The following is a 21,273-nucleotide window of genomic DNA, read 5'->3' on the forward strand; positions in this document are numbered from 1 at the left end:
TGTCGTTTTGATGCCGTAGAGAAAATCTCTTATCAACGTTGGGAGTTACTTGTGAATAATCTAAAAAAAATCGCCGTTGCCGCCGCAGTCCTGTGCTCTGCCCTCGGCGCACAGGCCCAGGAAATCAATCCCTCCTGGTATATTCAACCTAGCATCAACGCACTCAAGCCAGATTCCGACTTCGCCACGGATAAAACCGGCTATGGCGCAGGCTTGCGCTTCGGTAAGCCTGTTTCCCAGGACTGGGATATCCAGCTGGGCACCACGTATGCACGTTCCAAGGATGGCGGTCAGCGCTACCAGCAAAATACGCTGGGCGTAGACGGCTTGTACATGTTCTCGCGCAAAGCCTTCCGTCCCTTCCTGCTGGTCGGTGCCGGTATGCAACGCGACAAGGACACCAGCTTCGCCTTCGGTGAGCGCAGCAAGAGCTCGCCATACGCCAGCGTGGGCCTGGGTTTCCAGTCCAGCATCACCGATCAACTGTCCGTCCAGGCTGACGTGCGCAACGTCCACGGTTTCCTGCGCGGCAACACGTTCGACCCGAGCAGCAAGGCCAACAACTACTACGTCACCGTGGGCCTGAACTACGCATTCAACAAACCGCCTGCACCGCCGCCGCCACCGCCACCGCCGCCAGTGCGTGAAGAAGTGGTCGTGGTCGTGCCGCCGCCACCGCCGCCACCGCCACCAGCACGCTTTGAAAAAGTGACGATGTCGGCAACGGAACTGTTCGCGTTCGACAGCGCCAAGCTGGGTCCGACACAGACCAAGCTCGACGAAATCGCACGCGTGCTGACGGCAGCACCGGACGTCAACAACGTCGTCATCAGTGGTTATGCCGACCGCATCGGTTCGCCCAAGTACAACCTGAAACTGTCGCAGCAGCGCGCTGATGCAGTCAAGGAATACCTGGTCGCCCACGGTGTCGCCGCCAACCGCCTGACGGCCGAAGGCAAGGGCTCCACGAATCCTGTCGTCACGTGCAACAACAAGAAACGTGCCGACCTGATCAAGTGCCTGGAACCAAACCGCCGCGTTGAAGTGGAGCAAATCACCATCGAACGCCGCGTGCAGTAAGCTGAACAGTGGTACGCCACTTGTGAATTAAAAAAAAAGGGGCTCGCGCCCCTTTTTGCATTGAAAGCCACCATGAATTTCTCTACCCGCTATCCCAAACTGGCCAGCCTGGCGCCGTTCAGCAAGCAGATGCGCAGTGTCCTCTTCTGTTCCGTCACTGAATGGCTGGAACACCGCGCCTCGAGCAAGGGGGCCGCCCTCGCCTATTACACCCTGTTTTCCATCGCCCCCATCCTCGTGCTGGTGATCGCCATCGCCGGCTTTTTCTATGGCCCGGCCGCCGCGCGCGGCGAGCTGATGGGACAATTGCAGGGCTTGCTGGGCACGCAAGGCGCCGAAGCCATCCAGCTGGTGCTGGCCGGCGCGAAGAACCATGAACAGGGCCGCATCGCCACCCTCATCGCCAGCGCCCTGCTGCTGTTTGGCGCCACCAGCGTGTTTGCCGAGCTGAAAGCCAGCCTCGATGAAATCTGGCAAGTGCCGCCCTTGAAGGAAGCGGGCGCCTGGGACATGCTGCGCACGCGCTTGCTGTCGTTCGGCCTGGTGCTGGTACTGGCCTTCCTGCTGATGGTGTCGCTGGTGGTCAACGCGGCCATGGCCATCCTCGCCAACTTCTGGGAGGGCGTGTGGAAGGACACGGCCGTGCTGTTTACCATCCTGTCGAACCTGATCGGCTTTGCCGTCATCGCCAGCCTGTTTGCCGTCATCTATAAAATGCTGCCGCGCGTGCGCCTGTCCTGGCGCGACGTGCTGATCGGCGCCATCGGCACGGCTTTCATGTTTTCACTAGGGAAATATGCGATTGGCGTGTATATCGGCAACAGCGGCGTGGCCAGCAGCTATGGCGCGGCCGGCTCGCTGGTGGCGCTGCTGCTGTGGGTATATTACTCGGCACAAATCTTCTTCCTGGGCGCCGAATTCACGCGCCAGTTCGCCCTGCAACTGGGCAGCATGAAGGATATGCCGAAGACGGAAGACGGCGACCTGCAAGTGAAGATATTGAAACGCCACCAGTCGTAAGCGATCAGTCTGCATGCAACAACGGCGCCCGCGGGCGCCGTTTTTCTTATCCAGCCTCAACTTACTCGCCCAGCAATTCCGCTACCACTTCCATGCCCTGCACGCGCTCGGCCACGACCTTCACGATGACGATGATGGGTACGCCCAGCAGCAAGCCCCAGACGCCCCACAGCCAGCCCCAGAACAGCAGGCTGATGAAGACGGCCGTGGGGTTCATGCGGGCGATGCGCCCCGTCATCCACGTGGTGACAAAAGTGCCGACCAGGGTAGCGATGGCCATCGACGTGCCCGTCACCAGCAAGACCATTTCCAGCGATTCGAACTGCAAAAAGGCGACGAGCCCCGTGGCGATGGTGATGAGCAAGGGGCCGAAGTACGGCATGATGTGCAGCAAGCCGGCCACGATGGCCCAGGCGCCCGCGTTTTCCAGGCCGATCACGCGCAGGGCAATCCACATCAGGACGGCCAGCAAGCCATTCGTGACGAGCAGCATGAACATATAGTTCTGGATCGAGGTATTGATGTCTTCCAGGATGTGCACGGTGACCTTCTTGCGGCTCAGCGACGGTCCCGTCAGCTTGACGAGCTTGCGCTTGAAGGTGTCGCCCGACAGCAGCAGGAAAAACACGAGGAAGATGACCATGGTGGCCTGGCTGACAAAGCCCACCAGGCCCAGCGAGCCGGCCCAGACCCAATCCATGATCTTGAAATTGGGGCCTTCGGACGCTGCCGCGGCGCGGCGGTTGTTGCGGCGCGCTTCGGCGCCGGCGGCCACTTGCTCGATCTCATTGGCCACGGCCTGCATCTTCTGGAAGGTACTGTTCTTGCCACCCGTATTGGCGGCGATCAGGCGCGACAGTTTATGCGTGGCGGCTGGCAACTCTTCAACGATGGATTCGAATTCGCCCTGCACGCGCTCGACCACAACGATGGAGCCGAACAGGATCAGGGCCGTGACGACCGTGGCGCCGATGGCGCGCGGCAGGCGTAGCTTTTCCAGCCAGGCGACGACGGGATTGAGGGTGTAGGCAATGAAAATGCCGAAGATGACGGGAATGAGGAATTTCTGTGCCCACTGCAGCGCATAAATGAAGCTGACGGTGGCGATGATGCCCAGCGCCATGCCACGCGCATTGACATGCAGCGGCAAACGCAAGGATGCGTCCAAGTGCTCCACGGGCGTGCCGGGAGGTGGCCCGGCAGGCTCGGTGGAGGCAGCCGCCACCGGCTCGGGCGGGGTATCTGAAGGCTGGATATGCATGCGATTCCCGCGACGGTCGGTGGTGGGCCGCAGCGCCAGCCGTGGGGCTGGCCGCTGCGGCGGGTCAGGCCATTACTTGACGCGGATGTCGTTTTTCACCGACTTCACGCCCTTGACGCCACGGGCAACTTCACCCGCTTTGGCGGCATCGGCTGGCTGGGCAACGAAGCCGCTCAGCTGAACCACGCCCTTGAAGGTTTCCACGTTGATTTCCGTCGATTTCAGGGTAGGCTCATTGAAGATGCTCGCTTTCACTTTGGTGGTGATCGCGGCGTCGTCGATGTACTCGCCCGTGCCTTCCTTGGTTGGGGTCGAAGCGCAGCCTGCAACGGCGAACAGGGAAGCGACGAAAAGGCCAGTAGCGATAGATTTAGTGAATTTCATGGTTTTTTCCTTAGGAGTGGTCAATCAATGTGCTCACAATGAGCTTCTTATACCAGTGTGGTGACTGCGCGCCGGATGGAGCTCAGTAGCCAAACTGGGTTTTTGCAGCCTTGATACAGTCATCCTTGGCTGCGCCGGCTAATGCATCGCATTTTTCTGTCGCGACCTTGTACTCGGCTTTTCTTTTTGCTTCACGCGCATCGCTGCGCGCTTCGATGACTTTCTTGTCCGCCTTGGCATCGGCCAGGGCCGCCACCTTGGTGGACTTGGCCAGCTTGACGCAGACATCCTTGTCGTTGCCCGTCACCGCATTGCAGCGCGCCAGGTCGACGTCGTAATTGGCATCGGCAATCTTGATGCGGGCCTTGGTGTAGGCGCGCAGGGTATTCGTGTATTGCGCCTGGGCCACGGCTTCATCGTAGGTACGCACGGCCTTCGCTTCGGCGATGCAGACATCCTTCGGGTTGCCCGTGATTTTTTCGCACTCGGCATGCGCCAGCTTGTAGTTCAGGGCCGCCTGTTCATTGGCCGCCTTGTAGGCTGCTTTTGCTTCCGGCGTAGCGGCCACTGCCTGGCCGCCCCAGGCGGCGCATGCAAGGCTGACGACGATGGCGGTGAAAAGCTTATTCTTGTTCATATTGTATTTCTCCCTGGTGGTACCAAACATGTCTGCTTGGCATGACTACCGTTTTACGTGGATAGTCGCCGCTCTTCTGTACGCTGCCGTACACAAGTAATTTATTTTGAAAGCGAAAGGGATACAGGGAGAAATAACAACGTTTTCGTGGATCGCTACGGTAAAAAATACCATTTTTGGCAGCAAATAACTACGTGCGGCAGCGTACAGACCCGGGACGGGGGCATGACTAAGATGGCACTACACCCTCACCTCGTCAGGAGAATAAAATGAAAACCAACGCCACCTTGGCCGCACTGATGCTCGCCGCCACCGCCGTACTGAGCGGTTGTGCCACCGGCCCTTCCCAGTCACAACAGTATTACCCGGCCAACCAGCCTGAGTCCGCCATGTACGGCACCGTCGATTCCATCCAGATCGTGCAGGGTGGCGGCCAAACCAGCGGCGCCGGCGCCGTGGTCGGCGGCATCGCCGGCGCCCTGCTGGGCAATACCATCGGTTCGGGCAGCGGGCGCACGGCCGCTACCGTGGCGGGCGCCGTCGCCGGCGGCGTCGTGGGCAACCAGGTCGAAGGCCGCAAGCAGCAGGCACAGGCTTATCAGATCAGCGTGCGTCTCGACAACGGCGAATACCGTACCGTGGTGCAAGACAACGCCAATGATTTGCGCCCGGGCAACCGCGTGCGCGTCGTTGACGGCCGCGTCTACCGCTATTAATCCACTGGCCGGGCTTGCCAGCAAGCCTGCGCCGGACCATGCACCAACAAGGAGATACCATGGGCACCATCATTCTGATCATCTTGATCCTGGCCCTGGTCGGCGTCCTGCCCACCTGGCCGCATAGCCGCAACTGGGGTTACGGCCCCAGCGGCATCGCCGGCCTGGTCGTAGTGATACTGATCCTGCTATTACTGACAGGCAGGTTGTAGAAAAAGGCGCTACGGCGCCTTTTTTATTTCAAGGAGGAAATATCATGACTATCCACAACACACTCTTGGCGACCCTGTTCGCCTGCAGCCTGGCGCCGCTGGCACTGGCCCAGACAGCCACGCCGCAGCCAGGCGACCCGCAACGCTGGTACCAGGAAGACAGCACGGCGCAAGCCCAGCTGCGTACCCTGCGCAAGGAAATCGCCGCCGCCCTGGCCGAAGCCAAAAAAGCCTGCCGTACGGAACCGTCCGCCGCGCGCGCCACCTGCCTGAAGGATGCACAAGACACGTACCGGCAAGACATGGCGAATGCGGAAAAACTGCGTGCAGCGGCGCATACGCAGTGATGCAGCAATGCGCCGTACTCTTGCTCTGTACTCTTGCAACGCCTGGCAAAACCGACGCGCAGCAGGTTTTGACAGGCGTCACTAAGCAGCGTCGCGTTCGTAGGGTGGCAGTTCGTGCACCACGAGCGGCGTATCTTCCGTGACAAAAGCCAGCCAGCCGGCCGCCTTGATCGCGCGCAAGCCGTCCTGATAGCCCTGCTCCCAGCGCCATTCGATCGAGCCCTTGGAGAAATTGATATCCTTGGCCGCCATGTGCCAGTCGCGCCCCGCATACGGGAGGCGCACGATGTGCATGGTGCTGTCGCAACCGAGCGCCACCAGTTCTTCCGTCTGCTGGCGGTTGTGCTTGGTGTCGGGCAGGCCGGCATACAGTTCGCGCAATTTGCGCTGCAAGGTGTGCGTGTTCACATAATCGGCGATATGCCGCTTCGAGCGCGACGCGAAGGTGACATCCTTTTGCCGCGTCTGCACTTCATCGAGGGTGGTCGGTTCCGGCCCTTCCGAGCTCCACAGATCCACCATGAAGACCAGGGTGTCGACGTGGGGCGTGTCGTCGAGCACAGTTTCGAGCGGCGTATTCGAGTACAGGCCGCCATCCCAGTATAAATCGCCATCGACGCGCACGCCGGCAAAGCCGGGCGGCAAGGCGCCACTGGCGCGGATGTGATCGGCCGTCAGGGCTTGCTGCTGGCTGTCGAAACTGGTGAGGCTGCCGCATTTGACGCGCAGGGCGTTGACGGTCAGGCGCATGCCGCCCGGCTCGTTCAGATAATCGAAGTCGACCAGTTCCTCGAGGGTGCTGGCCAGTTCGCTGGTGTCATAAAAACTGGCCTCTTCCGGCTTGACGGCGATTCCGGCAGGAAACAGGCTGAAGGTGCGCGGCTTGAAGAAGCCGGGCACGCCGCGCAGCACCGTATCGAGCGTGGCCAGCCAGATGTTCGAGCGGCGCTGCTGGTCGGAGACCAGGTTCATGTCGATGCTGTCGCGGTGCGCAACGCGCTGCCAGAACTGTTTCAGGCGCACGAGCCGGTCTTCGTGCTTGTTGCCGGCCAGAATGGCGGCATTGATGGCGCCGATCGAGGTGCCCACCACCCAGTCGGGCGCCAGGCCATGTTCGTGCAGAGCGTGATAGACGCCGGCCTGGTAGGCGCCCAGTGCGCCGCCGCCCTGCAGCACCAGCACGATGCGCAGGCGCGAGGGATTTAACTGATTGATCGGTGTCTTCGAATGCGTCATCAAGATGGCCCCTCTGTCCGCCGCGCGGAATGCGGCGTGAATCATTGTAAGGGATTGCGTCAGTGCGCGCCGGACCTTGGGTGCAGGCAAAAAAAACGCCGTCAATGACGGCGTTCCTGTGCAACACGGCTGGCGTTCAGCGCTTGCGGCGCAGCCAGCTGGCGGCAACGGCGGCAACGGCCACGAGGACCAGGGCCGGCTTGACCAGCTTCTTGCGTCCGATAAACGATAGCGCCGTCAGCACATAGGGCATGGCGCCTTGCAGCCGCATGCCGCCCGGCGCCAGCAGGGACTCGACGCGGTGGCCGGCAAAGCCGACCGCCGTCTCGACCACGCCCTGCAGCATCGACTCGGGACGCAATGCATAGCCCACGTTGGCGCGCGCATGCACGATGCCCACGCGGTACATTTCGCCCTGGGCGATCAGCAGGCGCTTGCGGGCGGCTTGCGCCGCCAGTTTGTCGGTTTCCGACATGAATTCTCCTCGTGAGGCAGCTTACATCAGCATGTCGCGGTCGGCCTTCAATTCCGCCATGGTGGCCGGCATCGACAGCTTTCCTTGACGCAGCATGGCGCGCGCATACATGACCAGCGCGATGGCCAGCAGTACGAACACGACCGTCATGATCGCCAGGATCTTCCAGCCCAGGCTATCCCAGGCGAGAAAAACGATCAGCACGCTGCCGTAAGCGATGGCAAACAAGCCCGCCACCGTCGCCAGCGCGAAAATGACAATCAGCTGCAACATGTGATTGCGCACTTCCGACAATTCGATGGTGGCCAGTTCCAGCCGCGACAACATCAGTCCGACGGCGTTTTTGGCCAGGCCGGCGACCGAGCCGATCAATCCCGGCCCCTGGTGAGACGAAGCAGACTTGTCCATATCGCTCCTGTATGGGATTACTTGCGGCCCAGGATGAAGCCGACCAGCACGCCGACGCCAGCGGCAACGGCCACCGTGCGCCATGGGTTTTCCTTGACATAGCCGTCTGCCTGGGCAGCCATCTGCTTGGTGGCGACGATGGCCGACGCTTGCGCTTCATGCGCCTTGGCCAGGGCGGCGTCCAGGGTTTTCATGCCCTTGATGCGTACTTCATCGGCTTTTTCGCCAGTCAGGGCGGCAGCGGCGCTGAACAGGGCTTGTGCATCCTTGACCAGGGTTTTGACATCGTTATTAACGGTAGTGATATTATTTTCCAACATGGTTTAGCTCCTTAGCTGTGGATGAATGTAGTTACTATACCTACTTTACTCAAAAACACTATTCCATTAGATCGCGCATATCATCGGCGTGCTCTTCTTCAACAGCCATGATTTTGATCAACAAATGGCGTGTGGTCGGGTCTTTGTCGCCGATTTTCACGATCATCTGGCGATACGACTCGATCGCTACCCGCTCCGCGATCAGATTGGCACGCACCATGCTCTGCACGTCTTCGGAGTCATCATACTCGGCATGGCTACGCGCAAGCAATGTTGCAGGATTAAAATCTGGCTTGCCATTCAATTGCACGATGCGTTCGGCCAGCCAGTCCGCATGTTCCTGCTCCTGCTGCGCATGCTCGAGGAACTCGGCCTTGATGCTGCCATTGTCGCGTCCGCTTACGGTGTAGTAATGGCGTTTATAGCGTGCGATACACACCAGCTCGGTGGCCAGCGCCCCATTCAGCAGGGTAATTAACTCCTCGCGGTCGGCCTGGTAGCCGGCCGTCACGGCGCCATCGTCCAAATTTTTCGCGGCAGCGCGGATGGCCGCCGTATCGATGCCAGCTGGAATCTCAACAGATGTTGGTGTCATGATGCTTCCTTTCAATACTTGCGTGGGTATCCACCGGCCAGGTTGCGGCCGGTGCTGCCTTTGGCTTACAACGCCCCAAGGCGTTTAACGGCGGGCGGGAATCGCCGTGTTGTCCTCGGACAAGACGATTTCCACCCGGCGATTCAGTTGGCGGTTTGCCGCCGTGTCATTGCCGGCGGCCGGATAGGCGGCGCCATAGCCTTTCGTGGCGATGCGGTCGCGGCTGATGCCTTGCTCCAGCAGCGCATTGCGCACGGATTCGGCACGGCGTTGCGACAATTCCAGGTTGTGCGCGGAGCCGCCCGTGCTATCCGTGAAGCCTTCGATCAGCACGGTGCGCTGCGGGTTGTTTTTCAGCACATCAGCCAGCTTGCGCGCCGTATTCGCGCCATCGGCCGTCAGATTCGCCTTGTCCGTGCCAAACAGCACGTCGCCCAGGGTGATCACCATGCCGCGTTCGGTTTTCTTGGCGGCCAGGTCGGCCAGCTGCGCCTCGAGTCCGGCGGCGCGGGCTTGCGCATCGCGGGCCGACGCTTCGGCAGCTTGTGCCTGGGCCTTGGCCGCTTCCGCATCGGCCTGCGCCGACTGGGCGCGGGCCGTTGCCTGGTCAGCCTGCTGCGTGCGCGCATCGAGGCGCAATTGATCGCGCTGCTTGCCGGCGTTGGCGATATCGGCTTCTGCAGCTTTCTGCTTGGCGACTTCTTGCGCCGTGGCTATCTTTTGCTTGGCCAGGTAGGCCAGCTTGTCTACTTTTTCGCTATCTTCCTGGCGCGTGGCGGCCGCGTTCGCCGCTTCCAGGGCAGCGCTCGCTTCGCGGAATTCGCGTGGCGCATAGGTCGACACGATCGGGTTCGATTGCGCCGCCATGTAGTCGCCGCGGGTCTGGTCGAGCAGGCTGGTGGTGGTCGGTGCGGAGCTGCAGGCGGCGACAAAGGCGGCCATGGCCAGCAGGCCGGGAATGGTGGTGTAGGTAGCTTTTTTCATGATGGGGTCCTAGTTATTGTTATTAGTTATTGTTTTGGGGCTTGCTGATTGGCGCGGTCGAGCTCTTCGCGCATGACGCGAATGTTCTCGTTGATCTCGTCGGCGGCGCTGGTGGCCTTGGCCGAGTTGGCCTTGCTTTGCGCCAGCTTGGCATCGGCTTGCGCCTGGTCGGCCAGGTCGCGTGCCGTCTTGTAGTCGCGGTCTTTCAGCGCCTGGTTGGCCATGCGCATTTTTTCGCGGGCCGAACGCATTTCATCGGGCGCCAGGTCGGCGGCGCCGGCGCTGGCGGCGTTATCGACGGCGGCGCGCGACACGGCGACGTCGGCCGTGGCTGGCGTTTTCAGACTGGAACAGCCCGTCATCAGGACAACGGCGGTGGCGCAAGCGGCCAAGGCGGCCAACGGGGACATCTTGAAATCTCGGTTTGTCATTTTTCTTCTCCTGGAGAATGTAAGCAGTAAGGTTCATACGTCGGTGCATCTGGAATCAGGAACGGCGTTTGATGTAGACGTTATAGGCTCCGGCTCCCCGCATATCCGTTCGGTGCCGCACATAGGGTAGGAAATCGACAATACTTGCATGGGCAACGTGCGCTAGCGCACGTGCCCGACAGTAAAACCTGAAACAGCCCCGGCCTTAGGACGATTCCTGTAGCATCGCGACTACTTGTTCAGAAAGAATCCGCTCATGCCGCTCTCCCGCCGTCAGAAAATCGCCCTCGCCAGCACCGCCGTGCTCATCGCCCTGCCCGTCACGGCTTCCATCGTCCTGCTGAACATGGACTGGAACCGTGCCAAGCCCTGGCTCAATGCGCGCGCCAGCGAAGCGCTGGGCCGGCCGTTTGCCATCGAGGGCGACCTGGCGCTGACGTGGCAGCAGCCGACGGCTGGAGGGAAACAAGGCTGGCGCGACTATTTGCCGTGGCCGCACCTGCAGGCCAAGGATGTGCGCCTGGGCAACCCGAGCACCATGGCTGGGACGGATGACGAAGCGCAGCTGGCCAGCGTCAGCCAGCTGGCGTTCTCGCTCAATCCGCTGGCCCTGCTGGACAAGAAAATCATCATCCCGCAATTGCGCTTCGACACGCCGCAGGTGCGCTTGCTGCGCAACAAGGACGGCAAGAACAACTGGACCTTCGACAAGCAGGAACAGCCGTCGCCGTGGCAGCTGGAATTGCAAAGCGTGGTCTTCAGCAAGGGCACCGTGACCCTGGATGATGGCGTCAGCAAAACGGCCATGCGCGCCGATGTCGACACCATTGCGGGCGACGCGCGCTACGGCATCGCCTGGACGCTGTCCGGCAAATACCGTGGCGAAACCGTCAAGGGCGGCGGCAAGGCGGGCGGCGTACTGTCGCTGCAGCAGCAAGGCACGCCCTTCCCCATCCAGGCCGACATGCGCGCGGGCGGCAACAGCATGGCCATCGAAGGCACGCTCACGCGTCCGGCGAACCTGGCCGCGCTCGACGTGCGCCTGAAGCTGTCCGGCCCCAGCATGGCGCGCCTGTATCCCTTGACGGGCGTGCTGCTGCCGGAAACGCCGCATTTCAGTACAGAGGGCCATTTGACGGGCACCCTGGCGCCGCGCGGCGGCGAGTGGGTATACGACAAGTTCAGCGGCAAGGTAGGGTCAAGCGACATCAGCGGCAAGCTGGCTTTTTCCGCCAGCACGCCGCGCAAGCGCCTGACGGGCGAAGTCCACTCGCGCCTGCTGCAATTTTCCGACCTGGGTCCGCTGGTGGGCGCCGATTCCAGCGCCAGCAAGAAGGAACGGGGCGTGGCCTCGACGCAGCCGGCTGGCCGCGTGCTGCCGGTGGAAACGTTCAAGACAGAGCGCTGGACCAGCCTGGACGCCGACGTGCGCTACACGGCCGACAAGATCACGCGCGACGCCGAGCTGCCGATCAGCAAGCTCGACACGCATGTGGTGCTGACGGATGGCGTGCTGTCCCTGACGCCGCTCAACTTCAACGTGGCGGGCGGCACCCTGACGTCGCAGATCAAGCTAGACGGCAGCGGCAAGGTCATCGCCAACGGCATCGCCGCCGAACTCAAGGCAAGCGCGCGCCATTTGCACATCCAGCAACTGTTCCCCCGCCTGCCTGCCCTGCAGGCCAGCGTGGGCGAAATCAATGGCGACGCTTCGCTGTCGGCCACGGGCAATTCCGTCGCCACCCTGCTGGGCAGCTCGAACGGCGAAGTGCGCGCGCTGATCAATCGGGGCAGCATCAGCAAGCTGCTGCTGGAAGAAATGGGCTTGAATATCGGCAGCGTCGTGCTGGCCAAACTGTCTGGCGACAAGCAGGTCAAGCTGAACTGCATGGCCGCCGATTTCGCCGTCACCAAGGGACTGATGCGCACGCGGCAGTTCATCGTCGACACGGATGACGCCGTCCTGAATATCGACGGCACGGTGAACCTGGCCGATGAACGGCTGGACCTGACCCTGCGGCCGGACAGCAAGGGCTTGCGCGTCTTTTCGCTGCGCTCGCCCCTGTACGTGCATGGCACTTTCAGCAAGCCCGATGTGAGCGTCGACAAGGGCGTGCTGGCCCTGCGCGCCGGTGGCGCCCTGGCGCTGGCCGTGGTGGCGCCCGTGGCGGCGCTGCTGCCGCTGGTCAATGCCGGTCCCGTCGAGGATAGCGAATGCGCGGCACTGCTGGCCCAGGCGCGCGTGAAACCGGTGGCTCCCAAGCCGGGGAAAGCCGTACGCAAGGTGCGCTGAACGGGGCGTGGGTGCCTTTACAATTGTTACACACCTATGTGCGTTGCCGAACAGACCCTGCCTTGTCGCAATCCTATCCTGTAATCGTGCCTGAAACACACGGCGTCACGAAGTCATCCGGCCCATACCATGCCGGCGCCACGAGGTCCGAATTCATAGGAGAACTATCATGCAAATCATTAAAAAAATCGCCGCTACCACTTCCGTTGCTGCCCTTCTGCTGAGCCTGACGGCTTGCGCCAACATGTCCGGTCAGGATAAAAACACGGCCATCGGCGCCGGCGTCGGCGCCGTTGCCGGTTCCGTGCTGACGGGCGGCAGCGCTGTCGGCGCAGTCGGCGGTGCCGCTGTCGGCGGCGTGATCGGTAACCAGGTCAAGCCGAAGTAATCGATGATGAAAAAAGCGGGGTGGGTGCCCAGGCGCCCGCCCCGCTTTTTTGCGTCTGCGATATAAGCTTTAAAAAAACAGGAATCAGACGAAGACGTTGGCCATGCCGATGGTGCCGCTATCCTTGACCAGCTCGTAGCAGCGGCAGGAAACGGCTTCCAGGCCGGCCGAATCGAGGATCTCGATATTGCCGCGGCTGTAAGTGATGAGTTTTTGCTGTTGCAGCGCACTGGCCGCCTTGGTCACACCGACCCGCCGCACACCGAGGGTATGGGCGAGGAATTCATGCGTGAGGTGAAATTTTTCGGACTGCAAGCGGTCGCGCGTGATCAGCAGCGAACGGGCCAGGCGCGCCTCGAGCACGTGGAAGCGGCTGCACACGGCAATCTGGATGGCTTGTGCCAGCAGGGTGTCCGTGTAGCGGTACAGCAAACGCTGCAGGGACTCGAGCTGGGCGAACTCGGCGCAGAAATCGGCCCGCGCGATGCGGCTGGCCGTGCCGGAACGTTGCACGACTGCGCGCACTTGCGCCAGGTCATGACCGAGCGCGACGGAAGCGCCCAGGACGCCTTCGCGGCCGACGGAGCCCACTTCCAGGGTCATGCGGCCTTCCGCCACGGCCAGCAGCGAGATCAGGCAGTCGCCGGGGAAATAGATGTGGGCGATAGGCTGGCCAGGTTCGTACAGCACCTCGCCCACCTCGACGGTGACGGTATCGAACAGCGCCGTCAGGTGCCGCAAGTCGTGCTCGGGCAGGCTGGCCAGCAAGCGGTTGCCGGCGTCAGGCGCGCCCATGGGCGACCCCAGGCCGGATCGGCCTGTATCGCGGGACAGGGTCGTGCTGGCGTTCGTTAGTGGCATTGCTTTTCCTTGGTGTCGTTACAACTCGACATAATTTTTACCTAGCCTACGGTGCAGTACCGTCCCTGTATGTACGGTGACGCACGGAAGCGGGGCAAGCGGTACAGCACACTGGCCGCATGCACGGATAACACGCACTACCCATTTCATTATTTTAAAAACAAGGAGCCTTCCATGACCACCACCACCAAATCCCTCCATCCGCTGGTGCTTGCCGCCGCCGTCGCCGTCCTGCTGTTTTGCGGCGTCGGCACGGCGGCCCTGATGGGCTGGCTGCCTTCGTCCCAGGGCGATAGCCAGCCGCTGGCAGCCAGCACCTCGGCCGAGCAGATGGCCAGCCTGCAGGCGAACCAGCCGCCAGCGAACCTGCAGCCTGCCGGCGCACAGCCGCTGGCCGCCCTGCCGCCACAGCAACAGCAACAGCAGCAACCCGTGCGCCAGGCGCAACAGCAGCCACAGCAGCCACAGCAGCCACAGCAACAGTACGCGGCAGCCCCGGCGCCGCAAGTGTGCGGCAATTGCGGCGTGATCGAAGCCATCCATGAAGTCAATACGCGCGCCGAAGGCAGCGGCGTGGGCGCGGCCGGCGGCGCCGTCGTTGGCGGCTTGCTGGGCAACCAGGTAGGCGGCGGTCATGGCAAGCAACTGGCTACCGTGCTGGGTGCCGTTGGCGGCGCCGTGGCCGGCAACCAGATCGAAGGCAGCGTGCGCGCCACGCGCAGCTATAACATCGTCGTGCGCCTCGATAACGGCAAGACGCGCACCGTGCACCAGAGCGCCGCGCCGAACTGGCGCCAGGGCGACCGCGTGCGCATCGTCAACGGCGGCTTGCGCGCCATGGGCTAAGCGAACCGCGACGGCGCCGCTGCCGCGATTAGTTGCAAATTCAACACACGCCCGGCCCGTCCGGGCGTTTTCTTTTTGATAATGTTCGTTGGCGTACAGATGAGTTTGCCGTCCCGCGAGATGATGCATTCAAGAAAGTTCAACGGATGTCTTCAAGGAGATGCGATGGAAAACGACAAGACAGGCAGCCGCCGGATCTGGCTCGGCTTTATCGGTGGCGGCGCATTGGCCACCGCGCTGGGCTTCTGCGCGCTGGACCTGGCGCCCGTGCAAGCGAGCGCGCCCGTGTTTGGCGTGATGCTGTTGCTGACGGGCGGCATGGTCAGCTGCCTGGCCGGCGCCATCGGCCTGGCCGGCATGCTGGCCTGGATACCGGGCATGGATGGCGAACAGGAAACGCCACCGCTACGCGAGCGGAATTTGGCCAAATAAGCTGGCTAAATCAGGAATAAGTTGGGTAAATAAGGCTTGTGTACGGCACCGTACAGAAAATTTCAGAAACAAAGTAGACAATAAGTCATGGCATCAGCGTTCAGCGACCCAGTCGCCGCGCAATGACAAAAACCGATGACAGCGCCCGGCCAAGGCAGCCGCCGTCATCCACACATTACTCTCGGAGGACACATCATGCTGTATACAATCGCCGTCGTACTCATTATTCTTTGGCTGCTGGGCCTGGTAACTTCCTATACCATTGGCGGCTTCATTCACATTCTGCTGGTGGTCGCCGTGATCATGGTGCTGCTGCGTTTGATCAGCGGGCGCGGTTTATAGAGGCCGGCGCACTGGCCAGACAGGGCGGCGCGCGTGCAAACGGCGCCGCCTTTTTGCCGCCTTTTGCATACAGTGTGTGCGCACTGGCACGCCGCGGCATTTTGCAGTAACGTGTGCAGGTAATTCCTGGGTATGTCCCAATAACAAAACAAGGAGAAAATCCATGAAAGAAACATTCAAAAAAGGCCCTGGCGCCAAATCCCTGATCGGCATGCTGGTGATCGCATTGGCCGCCACCGGCTGTGCCGACATGTCCTCGACGCAGCGTGGCACGGCCACGGGCGCCGGCATCGGCGCGGGCCTGGGCGCCTTGATCGGCGGCACCACCGGTGGCGGCAGCAGTGGCCGCACGGCCGGCGGCGCCCTGATCGGTGCCGCAGCTGGCGCCGTGGTCGGCAATATCTGGTCGAACCGCATGGAAAACCAGAAGCGCGCGATGGAACAAGCGACACAGGGTACTGGTGTGCAAGTGTCGCAAACGGCCGATAACCGCCTGAAAATGGAAATCCCGAGCGACATTTCCTTCGATACCAACCGCGCCGACATCAAGGGCAACTTCCGCCCCATCCTCGACCGCTTTGCCGCCACCCTGAATGAAAACCCGAACACGACGGTCAGCATCATCGGCCACACGGACAGCACGGGCAGCGATTCCATCAATGAGCCGCTGTCGGTGGAACGCGCAGCCCACACGCGCGACTACCTGTCGATGCGCGGCGTCTCGCCGACCCGCGTCGTGACGGAAGGCCGCGGCGCCCGCGAGCCGATCGCCTCGAATGCCGATGCATCGGGACGCGCACGCAATCGCCGCGTGGAAATCTATGTAGCCGAGCTTGCCCCACGCTAAGCTGACACGCATCAATAAAAAACCCGCCGGCAAGGTAACTTGCCGGCGGGTTTTTTCCATGTAAAACAGCTTATTTCGACGTCGTTGCCTTGGCGCCGCTTTCACCCTCTTTCGCCACCTTGGCGAAGTCGCCCGCCACCACCACCGAGACGGCCGATGGCTTCAGGTATTCGCGCAGGCCCTGGTTCACTTGCGCCAAGGTCAAGGCCGCCACTTTCGCTTCCAGGTCCTTGTCGTACGCCATCGTGCGGTCCTGCGCCAGGTAGCCAGCCAGTTCGCGCGCCAGGCCCGCGTCCTGCGTGCGGCCCACTTCTTCCGATTGCAGCCAGCCTTTCTTCGCTTCAACCAGTTCGGCTTCCGTGAAGCCGTCGGCCAGCACCTTGGCGATTTCCTCGCGCAGGGCCGCTTCCACCTTGACCGTGTTTTGCGGCGCGCTGATCGCATACGCCATCCAGTAGCCGGCCGGCTCGCGCGACGGAATGCTCACTTGCGAACCGACGCCGTACGACAGGCCTTCCTTCTGGCGGATGCGGTCGGCCAGACGGCTGCGCAAGGCGCCGCCACCGAGCATGTGATTGGCCATCAGCAAGGCCGGATAGCTGGCGGCATCATCCTTGAGGGGAATCGGCTGGATGGCGAACAGCACGCTGTTGGCCTTGTCCGGCGTTTCCAGCGTGACTTTCTCGCCGCTGACAGGCTTGACGGCGTCAAGAATGCGTACATACGGCTGCTGCGCCTTCCAACTGCCGTACAGGCTGGCCACTTGCGCCTTCAGCGCGGCCGGATCGAAGTCGCCGACGGCGGCAAAGGTGGCGTTCGAGGCGCCATAGTAGGCGCCATGGAAGGCTTTCACATCGGCCACCTTGATGGCTTTCCATTGCGCCAGTTCCGCCGGCAAGGTGGCCACGTGGCGCACATGGCCTTCCGGCGTGGCGTCGAGCAGGCGGCGGAAGGCGTTCACGGCCAGCGGCTGCGGTTCAGGCAATTCCTGCTCCGCGCGGCCGACGCGCTCGCGCTGCAATTCCAGGAACTCCGTTTCGCTCAGGGCCGGCTTTTGCAGCACTTGCGCCAGCAGGTCCATGGCGGCCGGCAAGTTCTCGCGCTTGCCCGTCAGCATGGCGGTCACGCCCTCGGCGCCGCCCGTGATGGCCACTTGCGTACCCAGCTGGTCGAACTTGTCCTTCACTTCCTGGCGCGACAGTTTATCCGTGCCGCGCGACAGCAGATTGGCCGTGTAGCTGCCCACTTGCCCCTTGCCGCGCAAGCTCTCTTCGCTGCCGATCTGCAATTTCAACACGATGCTGACGGTATTGCCCTTGGTTTTCTTCGGCAGCAAGGCGCCCTTCAAGCCATTCGGCAAGGTAAAGCGCGTGGTGCGCGCTTCGATATTGTCGGGGCTCGGGTCGAACGCTTCGCCCTGCGCCACGACGGCGCGGCCCGTGTAGCCGGCCAATTGCGGCGCCACGTCGGCGTAGGCCGGCACGACGGTGCGGTCCGGCGCATCGGTAGGGATGAAACGGCCCAGGGTGCGGTTCGAGCTCTTCAGGTATTTCTCGGCCGCCGCCTGCACCTGCGCCGTCGTCAGCTTGTCGAGCTGGTCGCGCTGCAGGAAGAACAGACGCCAGTCGCCGGCCGCCAGCGATTCCGTCAGGGCGATCGTCATGCGCGCCGTGTTCGACGTGATCAGTTCGACCTGCTTGTTCAGCTGCTGTTTCACGCGCGCCACTTCCGCGTCCGTGACCGGCTGCGACTTCAAGTCTTCCAGCACTTTCAGCATGGCCGCTTGCGCCGCGTCGAGGTTGCCATCGACAGGCACCAGCGCGCCGAACAGGTTGTAGCCCGGCTCCAGGTTGCTTACCGAGTTGTATTCGATCTTGCTGGCCAGCTTGGTTTCCACCAGCGCCTTGTGCAGGCGGCCGGCCGGTGCATCCGTCAGCACGTGGCCGAGCACCTCGATGGCGACGGCGTCCGGATTGCCGGACGGCGCCACGTGGTAGCCGGCGCCGACGAACTGCGTGCCGCCGCTGCGGCGCACCGTCACGGCGCGCTCGCCATCCTGCACCGGTTCGGCCGTGTAGGTCGGTTCGATCACGCGCGTCGGTTTCGGGATTTTGCCGAACAGTTCATTGATCTGCTTCAAGACCTTCGCCTCATCGAAGCGGCCCGCCACCATCAGCACGGCGTTATCGGGCTGATAATATTTATGGTAAAACGCGCGCAGGCGGGGAATGTTCACCTGCTCGATGTCGGAACGGGCGCCGATGGTCGACTTGCCGTAGTTGTGCCAGTCGTAGGCGATGGCCTGGATGCGCTCGCTCGTCACGCCGATCGGGTCGCTCTCGCCCATCTCGAACTCGTTGCGCACGACCGTCATTTCACCCTTCTGTGTCTTCGGATTCCACAGGTCGTTCTGGTCGATGGCCGCGTTGACCATGCGGTCCGCTTCCATGGCCAGCATCTGGCGCAGGTTGTCGTCGTTGGCGGGGAAGGTGGCGTAGTAATTGGTGCGGTCGTACCAGGTGGTGCCGTTGAACTGCGCGCCCGTCGAGTTCAGGATCTCGACCGGGGTTTTCGTCCCCTTCTTGATGCCGAAGTTGGCGCTGGGCTTGAACAGCAAGTGCTCGAGCAAGTGGGCCATGCCCGTTTCGCCATAGTTTTCATGGCGCGAACCGACCAGGTAGACGATGTTGGTGGTCAGGGTCGGCTTGCTGGCATCGGGGAACAGCAGCACGCGCAAGCCATTGGCCAGCCGGTATTCGGTAATGCCTTCGACGGACGTGACCTTGACGGCGGCGGCGCGATTCGGCGCGGCCTTGCCGGTTTTCTGGGTCGGCGCCGCTTCAACGGGGGTGGCGGCCAGGATGAACGACGGCGACAGGATGCCGGCGGCAAGCAGGAGGGCGGTAATTGGTTTCAAGGCAGAGTCCTGGTAACACTACATGATTGGGCAAGGCGCAACAGCAAGCGCCATGGAATACATACTGAGTGCAAGAATGATCACGGAGCTTGCGCTGCGTCTTCGCCACTACGTGAAATTATTGCCATTTCACAATTTACGTCATGCTTGTCACTTGCGCAAGTCCCTGTCATCAAGCTGTTATCTGCCCGTGTTATACTCCACGGTTCCAGAACTATCTGCCTGTATATGAGACGAGCTCTCGTCCTGCTCTGCCTTTTTGTTTTCATCGCGTTACCCCAGGCGTTCGCCAGCATGGCTTACGCCAGCCCCTCCCCATTCCAGCACCTTGATGTCGCCGGCGTTACCGCCACGCCTGCCGCCGATTGCCACGATGCCGGCCAGCCCGGCGACAGCTGCGACGCCAACGAATGCGACAACGATCCCATCACGCTGTACCCGAGCTCGCGCCAGGCCGTACCGTTTTACGCCATCATTTGGCAAGCGGGACCGGGCGCACTTTCCGAAGCGGACGTGCGGCTGGCCACCCGGCCGCCGCGCGTCCGCCACTGAGACGAACACGGCAGCACCCATCACGCCCGGGGCGCCAGCCGCCAGGCAAGCTTGATACTTACTGACTTTACAAGGTTACACACATGGAATGGTTATTTGACCCGACAATCTGGGTCGGCCTGCTGACGCTGGTCGTACTGGAAATCGTACTGGGTATCGACAACCTGATTTTCATCGCCATCCTGGCCGAGAAGCTGCCGCCGCACCAGCGCGACAAAGCCCGGGTGCTGGGCCTGACCCTGGCCCTCGTCATGCGCCTGGGCCTGCTCTCGCTGATTTCCTGGCTGGTCACCCTGACGACGCCATTGTTTTCCATATGGACATTCTCGTTCTCGGGGCGCGACCTGATCCTGCTCCTCGGCGGCCTGTTCCTGCTGTTCAAGGCCACCAGCGAGCTGCACGAACGCCTCGAAGGCGTCACGCACGCCCAGACGGGCCCGAAAGTCTACGCCGGCTTCGGCCTCGTGGTGGCGCAGATCGTCGTGCTCGACGCCGTCTTTTCGCTCGACGCCGTCATCACGGCCGTCGGCATGGTGGAAAACCTGTACGTGATGATGGCGGCCGTCGTCATTTCCATCGTCGTCATGATGCTGGCCTCGAAAGTGCTGACGCGCTTCGTCAACGCCCATCCCACCGTCGTCGTGCTGTGCCTGAGCTTCCTGCTGATGATCGGCCTGTCGCTGGTGGCCGAAGGCCTGGGCTTCCACATTCCGAAAGGCTATCTGTACGCCGCCATCGGTTTCTCGATCGTCATCGAGTTCTTCAACCAGCTGGCGCGCCGCAACTTCCTCAAGCTGCAATCGAACGCCCCGCTGCGCGACCGCACGGCGCAAGCGGTGCTGAGCCTGCTGGGCGGGCGCAAGGGCCGCGAAACCGTCGAAGAGCACGAAGTCAAGGAATTGCCCGACGTCTCCGCCTTCGGCGTGGAAGAGCGCAACATGGTCAGCGGCGTGCTGACCCTGGCCGAGCGCTCGATCCGCTCCGTGATGACGCCGCGCGGCGACGTGTCGTGGGTCAACCTGAACGACAGCAGCGACAAGATGCTGCAGCTGCTGCGCGACACGCCGCACAGCATGATTCCTGTCTGCAATGACGACCTCGACAATGTGGTCGGCATCGCGCGCAGCAAGGACCTGATCGAGGACCTGGTGTCACACGGCAAGATCGACCCGGCCAGCATGCGCGAAGCCGTCGTCGTGCCGGAAGCGGCCGGCGTGCTGAAAGCCATGGAAACCCTGAAGCGCTCGCGCGGCCAGCTGGTGCTGGTGGTCGACGAGTTCGGCACCGTGCAAGGCGTGCTCACGCCGATCGACATCCTCGAAGCCATCGCCGGCGAATTCCCCGACGAGGACGAGCAGCCCGACGTGGAAGTGCTGGGCCCCGGCCACTGGCGCATCGACGGCGCGACGGACTTGCATTACCTGGAGCAAGTGTTCGAGACGGAAACCCTGGTCAGCGAAGACGGCGAATACAACTCGCTGGCCGGCTTCCTGCTGGCGCATTTCGAAAACATGCCGGCCGTGGGCGAAGTGCTGGAACTCGACGATCTGCGCTATGAAATCCTCGAGGCCGACGAGCGCCGCATCGCCAGCGTCGACGTGCGCCGCATCGAGCCTGATCACAGTTTGTAACACAATGGCAAGCGTGCCCCGCTTGCCATGCCGTATGCTGGGGTCTGCCTTTTTTGGA

Annotated in this window: 25 protein-coding genes; 13 read left to right on the forward strand and 12 right to left on the reverse strand. The window is 62.1% G+C overall.

All coding sequences use genetic code 11. The features are described from left to right. Nucleotides 1-51 precede the first annotated feature (51 nt). Nucleotides 52-1,080, forward strand: a complete 1,029-nt coding sequence (locus KO538_RS21920) for an OmpA family protein (protein ID WP_070304100.1) — start codon at nucleotides 52-54, stop codon at nucleotides 1,078-1,080. 72 nt (nucleotides 1,081-1,152) lie between these two features. Continuing rightward, nucleotides 1,153-2,100, forward strand: coding sequence for a YihY/virulence factor BrkB family protein (locus tag KO538_RS21925; protein ID WP_219329637.1), 948 nt, complete (start codon nucleotides 1,153-1,155; stop codon nucleotides 2,098-2,100). Between the two features lie 61 nt (nucleotides 2,101-2,161). Here KO538_RS21925 and KO538_RS21930 read toward each other — a convergent pair whose 3' ends face one another. The 3 genes from KO538_RS21930 to KO538_RS21940 all read right to left on the reverse strand — a co-directional run bounded on the left by KO538_RS21930 (nucleotide 2,162) and on the right by KO538_RS21940 (nucleotide 4,382). Further along, entirely contained in the window at nucleotides 2,162-3,361 is a 1,200-nt protein-coding gene (locus tag KO538_RS21930) for an AI-2E family transporter (protein ID WP_374106874.1), read from the reverse strand. 72 nt (nucleotides 3,362-3,433) lie between these two features. Then, nucleotides 3,434-3,745: a BON domain-containing protein gene (locus KO538_RS21935; protein ID WP_034758914.1), complete on the reverse strand. Its 312-nt coding sequence runs from the start codon at nucleotides 3,743-3,745 to the stop codon at nucleotides 3,434-3,436. Nucleotides 3,746-3,827: 82 nt separating this feature from the next. Then, nucleotides 3,828-4,382 carry a hypothetical protein gene (locus tag KO538_RS21940; protein WP_034758917.1) on the reverse strand — a complete coding sequence of 185 codons (555 nt, stop codon included), beginning with the start codon at nucleotides 4,380-4,382 and terminating at the stop codon, nucleotides 3,828-3,830. A 269-nt stretch (nucleotides 4,383-4,651) separates the two neighbouring features. Between KO538_RS21940 and KO538_RS21945 the strand changes: the two genes are divergently transcribed. From KO538_RS21945 to KO538_RS21955, 3 genes are read left to right on the forward strand one after another with little or no spacing between them, the layout of a single operon-like run. Beyond that, nucleotides 4,652-5,098 carry a glycine zipper 2TM domain-containing protein gene (locus KO538_RS21945; protein WP_034758920.1) on the forward strand — a complete coding sequence of 149 codons (447 nt, stop codon included), beginning with the start codon at nucleotides 4,652-4,654 and terminating at the stop codon, nucleotides 5,096-5,098. Between the two features lie 59 nt (nucleotides 5,099-5,157). Beyond that, nucleotides 5,158-5,310: a DUF3309 family protein gene (locus tag KO538_RS21950; protein WP_010396415.1), complete on the forward strand. Its 153-nt coding sequence runs from the start codon at nucleotides 5,158-5,160 to the stop codon at nucleotides 5,308-5,310. 44 nt (nucleotides 5,311-5,354) lie between these two features. Further along, nucleotides 5,355-5,657 carry a hypothetical protein gene (locus KO538_RS21955; RefSeq protein WP_219329638.1) on the forward strand — a complete coding sequence of 101 codons (303 nt, stop codon included), beginning with the start codon at nucleotides 5,355-5,357 and terminating at the stop codon, nucleotides 5,655-5,657. Nucleotides 5,658-5,738: 81 nt separating this feature from the next. Here KO538_RS21955 and KO538_RS21960 read toward each other — a convergent pair whose 3' ends face one another. From KO538_RS21960 to KO538_RS21990, 7 genes are all read right to left on the reverse strand, one after another. Continuing rightward, complete coding sequence (locus tag KO538_RS21960) at nucleotides 5,739-6,893, reverse strand: patatin-like phospholipase family protein (RefSeq protein ID WP_139090914.1); 1,155 nt, start codon at nucleotides 6,891-6,893, stop codon at nucleotides 5,739-5,741. Nucleotides 6,894-7,029: 136 nt separating this feature from the next. After that, nucleotides 7,030-7,368: a hypothetical protein gene (locus KO538_RS21965; protein ID WP_034758933.1), complete on the reverse strand. Its 339-nt coding sequence runs from the start codon at nucleotides 7,366-7,368 to the stop codon at nucleotides 7,030-7,032. Between the two features lie 21 nt (nucleotides 7,369-7,389). Beyond that, nucleotides 7,390-7,776: a phage holin family protein gene (locus tag KO538_RS21970; protein WP_034758936.1), complete on the reverse strand. Its 387-nt coding sequence runs from the start codon at nucleotides 7,774-7,776 to the stop codon at nucleotides 7,390-7,392. A 17-nt stretch (nucleotides 7,777-7,793) separates the two neighbouring features. Continuing rightward, complete coding sequence (locus KO538_RS21975) at nucleotides 7,794-8,096, reverse strand: YqjD family protein (RefSeq protein ID WP_034758939.1); 303 nt, start codon at nucleotides 8,094-8,096, stop codon at nucleotides 7,794-7,796. A 58-nt stretch (nucleotides 8,097-8,154) separates the two neighbouring features. Beyond that, a complete protein-coding gene (locus KO538_RS21980; RefSeq protein ID WP_070304102.1) occupies nucleotides 8,155-8,691 on the reverse strand; it encodes a bacterioferritin in 537 nt (178 codons plus the stop codon). An 84-nt stretch (nucleotides 8,692-8,775) separates the two neighbouring features. Next, nucleotides 8,776-9,675, reverse strand: a complete 900-nt coding sequence (locus KO538_RS21985) for an OmpA family protein (protein ID WP_034758945.1) — start codon at nucleotides 9,673-9,675, stop codon at nucleotides 8,776-8,778. A gap of 26 nt (nucleotides 9,676-9,701) precedes the next feature. Beyond that, nucleotides 9,702-10,106, reverse strand: a complete 405-nt coding sequence (locus tag KO538_RS21990) for a DUF4398 domain-containing protein (RefSeq protein ID WP_051992010.1) — start codon at nucleotides 10,104-10,106, stop codon at nucleotides 9,702-9,704. Nucleotides 10,107-10,362: 256 nt separating this feature from the next. On the opposite strand from KO538_RS21990, the gene KO538_RS21995 reads away from it, so the two are divergent. Further along, nucleotides 10,363-12,399, forward strand: a complete 2,037-nt coding sequence (locus KO538_RS21995; RefSeq protein WP_034758951.1) for an AsmA family protein — start codon at nucleotides 10,363-10,365, stop codon at nucleotides 12,397-12,399. Between the two features lie 169 nt (nucleotides 12,400-12,568). Further along, nucleotides 12,569-12,787, forward strand: a complete 219-nt coding sequence (locus KO538_RS22000) for a glycine zipper 2TM domain-containing protein (protein ID WP_034758955.1) — start codon at nucleotides 12,569-12,571, stop codon at nucleotides 12,785-12,787. An 84-nt stretch (nucleotides 12,788-12,871) separates the two neighbouring features. On the opposite strand, the gene KO538_RS22005 is transcribed toward KO538_RS22000, so the two are convergent. After that, nucleotides 12,872-13,648: a Crp/Fnr family transcriptional regulator gene (locus KO538_RS22005; RefSeq protein ID WP_081368341.1), complete on the reverse strand. Its 777-nt coding sequence runs from the start codon at nucleotides 13,646-13,648 to the stop codon at nucleotides 12,872-12,874. A 174-nt stretch (nucleotides 13,649-13,822) separates the two neighbouring features. Between KO538_RS22005 and KO538_RS22010 the strand changes: the two genes are divergently transcribed. The 4 genes from KO538_RS22010 to KO538_RS22025 all read left to right on the forward strand — a co-directional run bounded on the left by KO538_RS22010 (nucleotide 13,823) and on the right by KO538_RS22025 (nucleotide 16,115). Continuing rightward, nucleotides 13,823-14,494, forward strand: coding sequence for a glycine zipper 2TM domain-containing protein (locus tag KO538_RS22010; RefSeq protein ID WP_219329639.1), 672 nt, complete (start codon nucleotides 13,823-13,825; stop codon nucleotides 14,492-14,494). A gap of 165 nt (nucleotides 14,495-14,659) precedes the next feature. Continuing rightward, nucleotides 14,660-14,926, forward strand: a complete 267-nt coding sequence (locus tag KO538_RS22015) for a hypothetical protein (RefSeq protein WP_219329640.1) — start codon at nucleotides 14,660-14,662, stop codon at nucleotides 14,924-14,926. A 195-nt stretch (nucleotides 14,927-15,121) separates the two neighbouring features. Then, on the forward strand, nucleotides 15,122-15,268 hold the full coding sequence (locus tag KO538_RS22020; RefSeq protein ID WP_010396376.1) for a lmo0937 family membrane protein: 147 nt from the start codon (nucleotides 15,122-15,124) through the stop codon (nucleotides 15,266-15,268). A gap of 211 nt (nucleotides 15,269-15,479) precedes the next feature. Next, nucleotides 15,480-16,115: an OmpA family protein gene (locus tag KO538_RS22025; protein ID WP_070304156.1), complete on the forward strand. Its 636-nt coding sequence runs from the start codon at nucleotides 15,480-15,482 to the stop codon at nucleotides 16,113-16,115. A 70-nt stretch (nucleotides 16,116-16,185) separates the two neighbouring features. Here KO538_RS22025 and KO538_RS22030 read toward each other — a convergent pair whose 3' ends face one another. Further along, the gene (locus KO538_RS22030; protein WP_219329641.1) at nucleotides 16,186-19,032 is read right to left on the reverse strand and encodes a pitrilysin family protein; all 2,847 of its coding nucleotides are present in this window, start codon (nucleotides 19,030-19,032) and stop codon (nucleotides 16,186-16,188) included. Between the two features lie 294 nt (nucleotides 19,033-19,326). Between KO538_RS22030 and KO538_RS22035 the strand changes: the two genes are divergently transcribed. Then, the gene (locus tag KO538_RS22035) at nucleotides 19,327-19,584 is read left to right on the forward strand and encodes a hypothetical protein (protein ID WP_034758969.1); all 258 of its coding nucleotides are present in this window, start codon (nucleotides 19,327-19,329) and stop codon (nucleotides 19,582-19,584) included. An 83-nt stretch (nucleotides 19,585-19,667) separates the two neighbouring features. Then, nucleotides 19,668-21,215: a TerC family protein gene (locus tag KO538_RS22040; RefSeq protein WP_072456421.1), complete on the forward strand. Its 1,548-nt coding sequence runs from the start codon at nucleotides 19,668-19,670 to the stop codon at nucleotides 21,213-21,215. Nucleotides 21,216-21,273: the final 58 nt, after the last annotated feature.

The sequence above is a fragment of the Janthinobacterium sp. NKUCC08_JDC genome, assembly GCF_019345575.1.
Lineage (GTDB): Bacteria > Pseudomonadota > Gammaproteobacteria > Burkholderiales > Burkholderiaceae_D > Janthinobacterium > Janthinobacterium aestuarii.

What these genes read in the sequence shown, in the direction of transcription:
- KO538_RS21925 (WP_219329637.1), top strand. Translation starts at nt 1,153, where the DNA reads ATGAATTTCTCTACCCGCTATCCCAAACTGGCCAGCCTGGCGCCGTTC.
- KO538_RS21930 (WP_374106874.1), bottom strand. Translation starts at nt 3,361, where the DNA reads ATGCATATCCAGCCTTCAGATACCCCGCCCGAGCCGGTGGCGGCTGCC.
- KO538_RS21935 (WP_034758914.1), bottom strand. Translation starts at nt 3,745, where the DNA reads ATGAAATTCACTAAATCTATCGCTACTGGCCTTTTCGTCGCTTCCCTG.
- KO538_RS21940 (WP_034758917.1), bottom strand. Translation starts at nt 4,382, where the DNA reads ATGAACAAGAATAAGCTTTTCACCGCCATCGTCGTCAGCCTTGCATGC.
- KO538_RS21945 (WP_034758920.1), top strand. Translation starts at nt 4,652, where the DNA reads ATGAAAACCAACGCCACCTTGGCCGCACTGATGCTCGCCGCCACCGCC.
- KO538_RS21950 (WP_010396415.1), top strand. Translation starts at nt 5,158, where the DNA reads ATGGGCACCATCATTCTGATCATCTTGATCCTGGCCCTGGTCGGCGTC.
- KO538_RS21955 (WP_219329638.1), top strand. Translation starts at nt 5,355, where the DNA reads ATGACTATCCACAACACACTCTTGGCGACCCTGTTCGCCTGCAGCCTG.
- KO538_RS21960 (WP_139090914.1), bottom strand. Translation starts at nt 6,893, where the DNA reads ATGACGCATTCGAAGACACCGATCAATCAGTTAAATCCCTCGCGCCTG.
- KO538_RS21965 (WP_034758933.1), bottom strand. Translation starts at nt 7,368, where the DNA reads ATGTCGGAAACCGACAAACTGGCGGCGCAAGCCGCCCGCAAGCGCCTG.
- KO538_RS21970 (WP_034758936.1), bottom strand. Translation starts at nt 7,776, where the DNA reads ATGGACAAGTCTGCTTCGTCTCACCAGGGGCCGGGATTGATCGGCTCG.
- KO538_RS21975 (WP_034758939.1), bottom strand. Translation starts at nt 8,096, where the DNA reads ATGTTGGAAAATAATATCACTACCGTTAATAACGATGTCAAAACCCTG.
- KO538_RS21980 (WP_070304102.1), bottom strand. Translation starts at nt 8,691, where the DNA reads ATGACACCAACATCTGTTGAGATTCCAGCTGGCATCGATACGGCGGCC.
- KO538_RS21985 (WP_034758945.1), bottom strand. Translation starts at nt 9,675, where the DNA reads ATGAAAAAAGCTACCTACACCACCATTCCCGGCCTGCTGGCCATGGCC.
- KO538_RS21990 (WP_051992010.1), bottom strand. Translation starts at nt 10,106, where the DNA reads ATGACAAACCGAGATTTCAAGATGTCCCCGTTGGCCGCCTTGGCCGCT.
- KO538_RS21995 (WP_034758951.1), top strand. Translation starts at nt 10,363, where the DNA reads ATGCCGCTCTCCCGCCGTCAGAAAATCGCCCTCGCCAGCACCGCCGTG.
- KO538_RS22000 (WP_034758955.1), top strand. Translation starts at nt 12,569, where the DNA reads ATGCAAATCATTAAAAAAATCGCCGCTACCACTTCCGTTGCTGCCCTT.
- KO538_RS22005 (WP_081368341.1), bottom strand. Translation starts at nt 13,648, where the DNA reads ATGCCACTAACGAACGCCAGCACGACCCTGTCCCGCGATACAGGCCGA.
- KO538_RS22010 (WP_219329639.1), top strand. Translation starts at nt 13,823, where the DNA reads ATGACCACCACCACCAAATCCCTCCATCCGCTGGTGCTTGCCGCCGCC.
- KO538_RS22015 (WP_219329640.1), top strand. Translation starts at nt 14,660, where the DNA reads ATGGAAAACGACAAGACAGGCAGCCGCCGGATCTGGCTCGGCTTTATC.
- KO538_RS22020 (WP_010396376.1), top strand. Translation starts at nt 15,122, where the DNA reads ATGCTGTATACAATCGCCGTCGTACTCATTATTCTTTGGCTGCTGGGC.
- KO538_RS22025 (WP_070304156.1), top strand. Translation starts at nt 15,480, where the DNA reads ATGCTGGTGATCGCATTGGCCGCCACCGGCTGTGCCGACATGTCCTCG.
- KO538_RS22035 (WP_034758969.1), top strand. Translation starts at nt 19,327, where the DNA reads ATGGCTTACGCCAGCCCCTCCCCATTCCAGCACCTTGATGTCGCCGGC.
- KO538_RS22040 (WP_072456421.1), top strand. Translation starts at nt 19,668, where the DNA reads ATGGAATGGTTATTTGACCCGACAATCTGGGTCGGCCTGCTGACGCTG.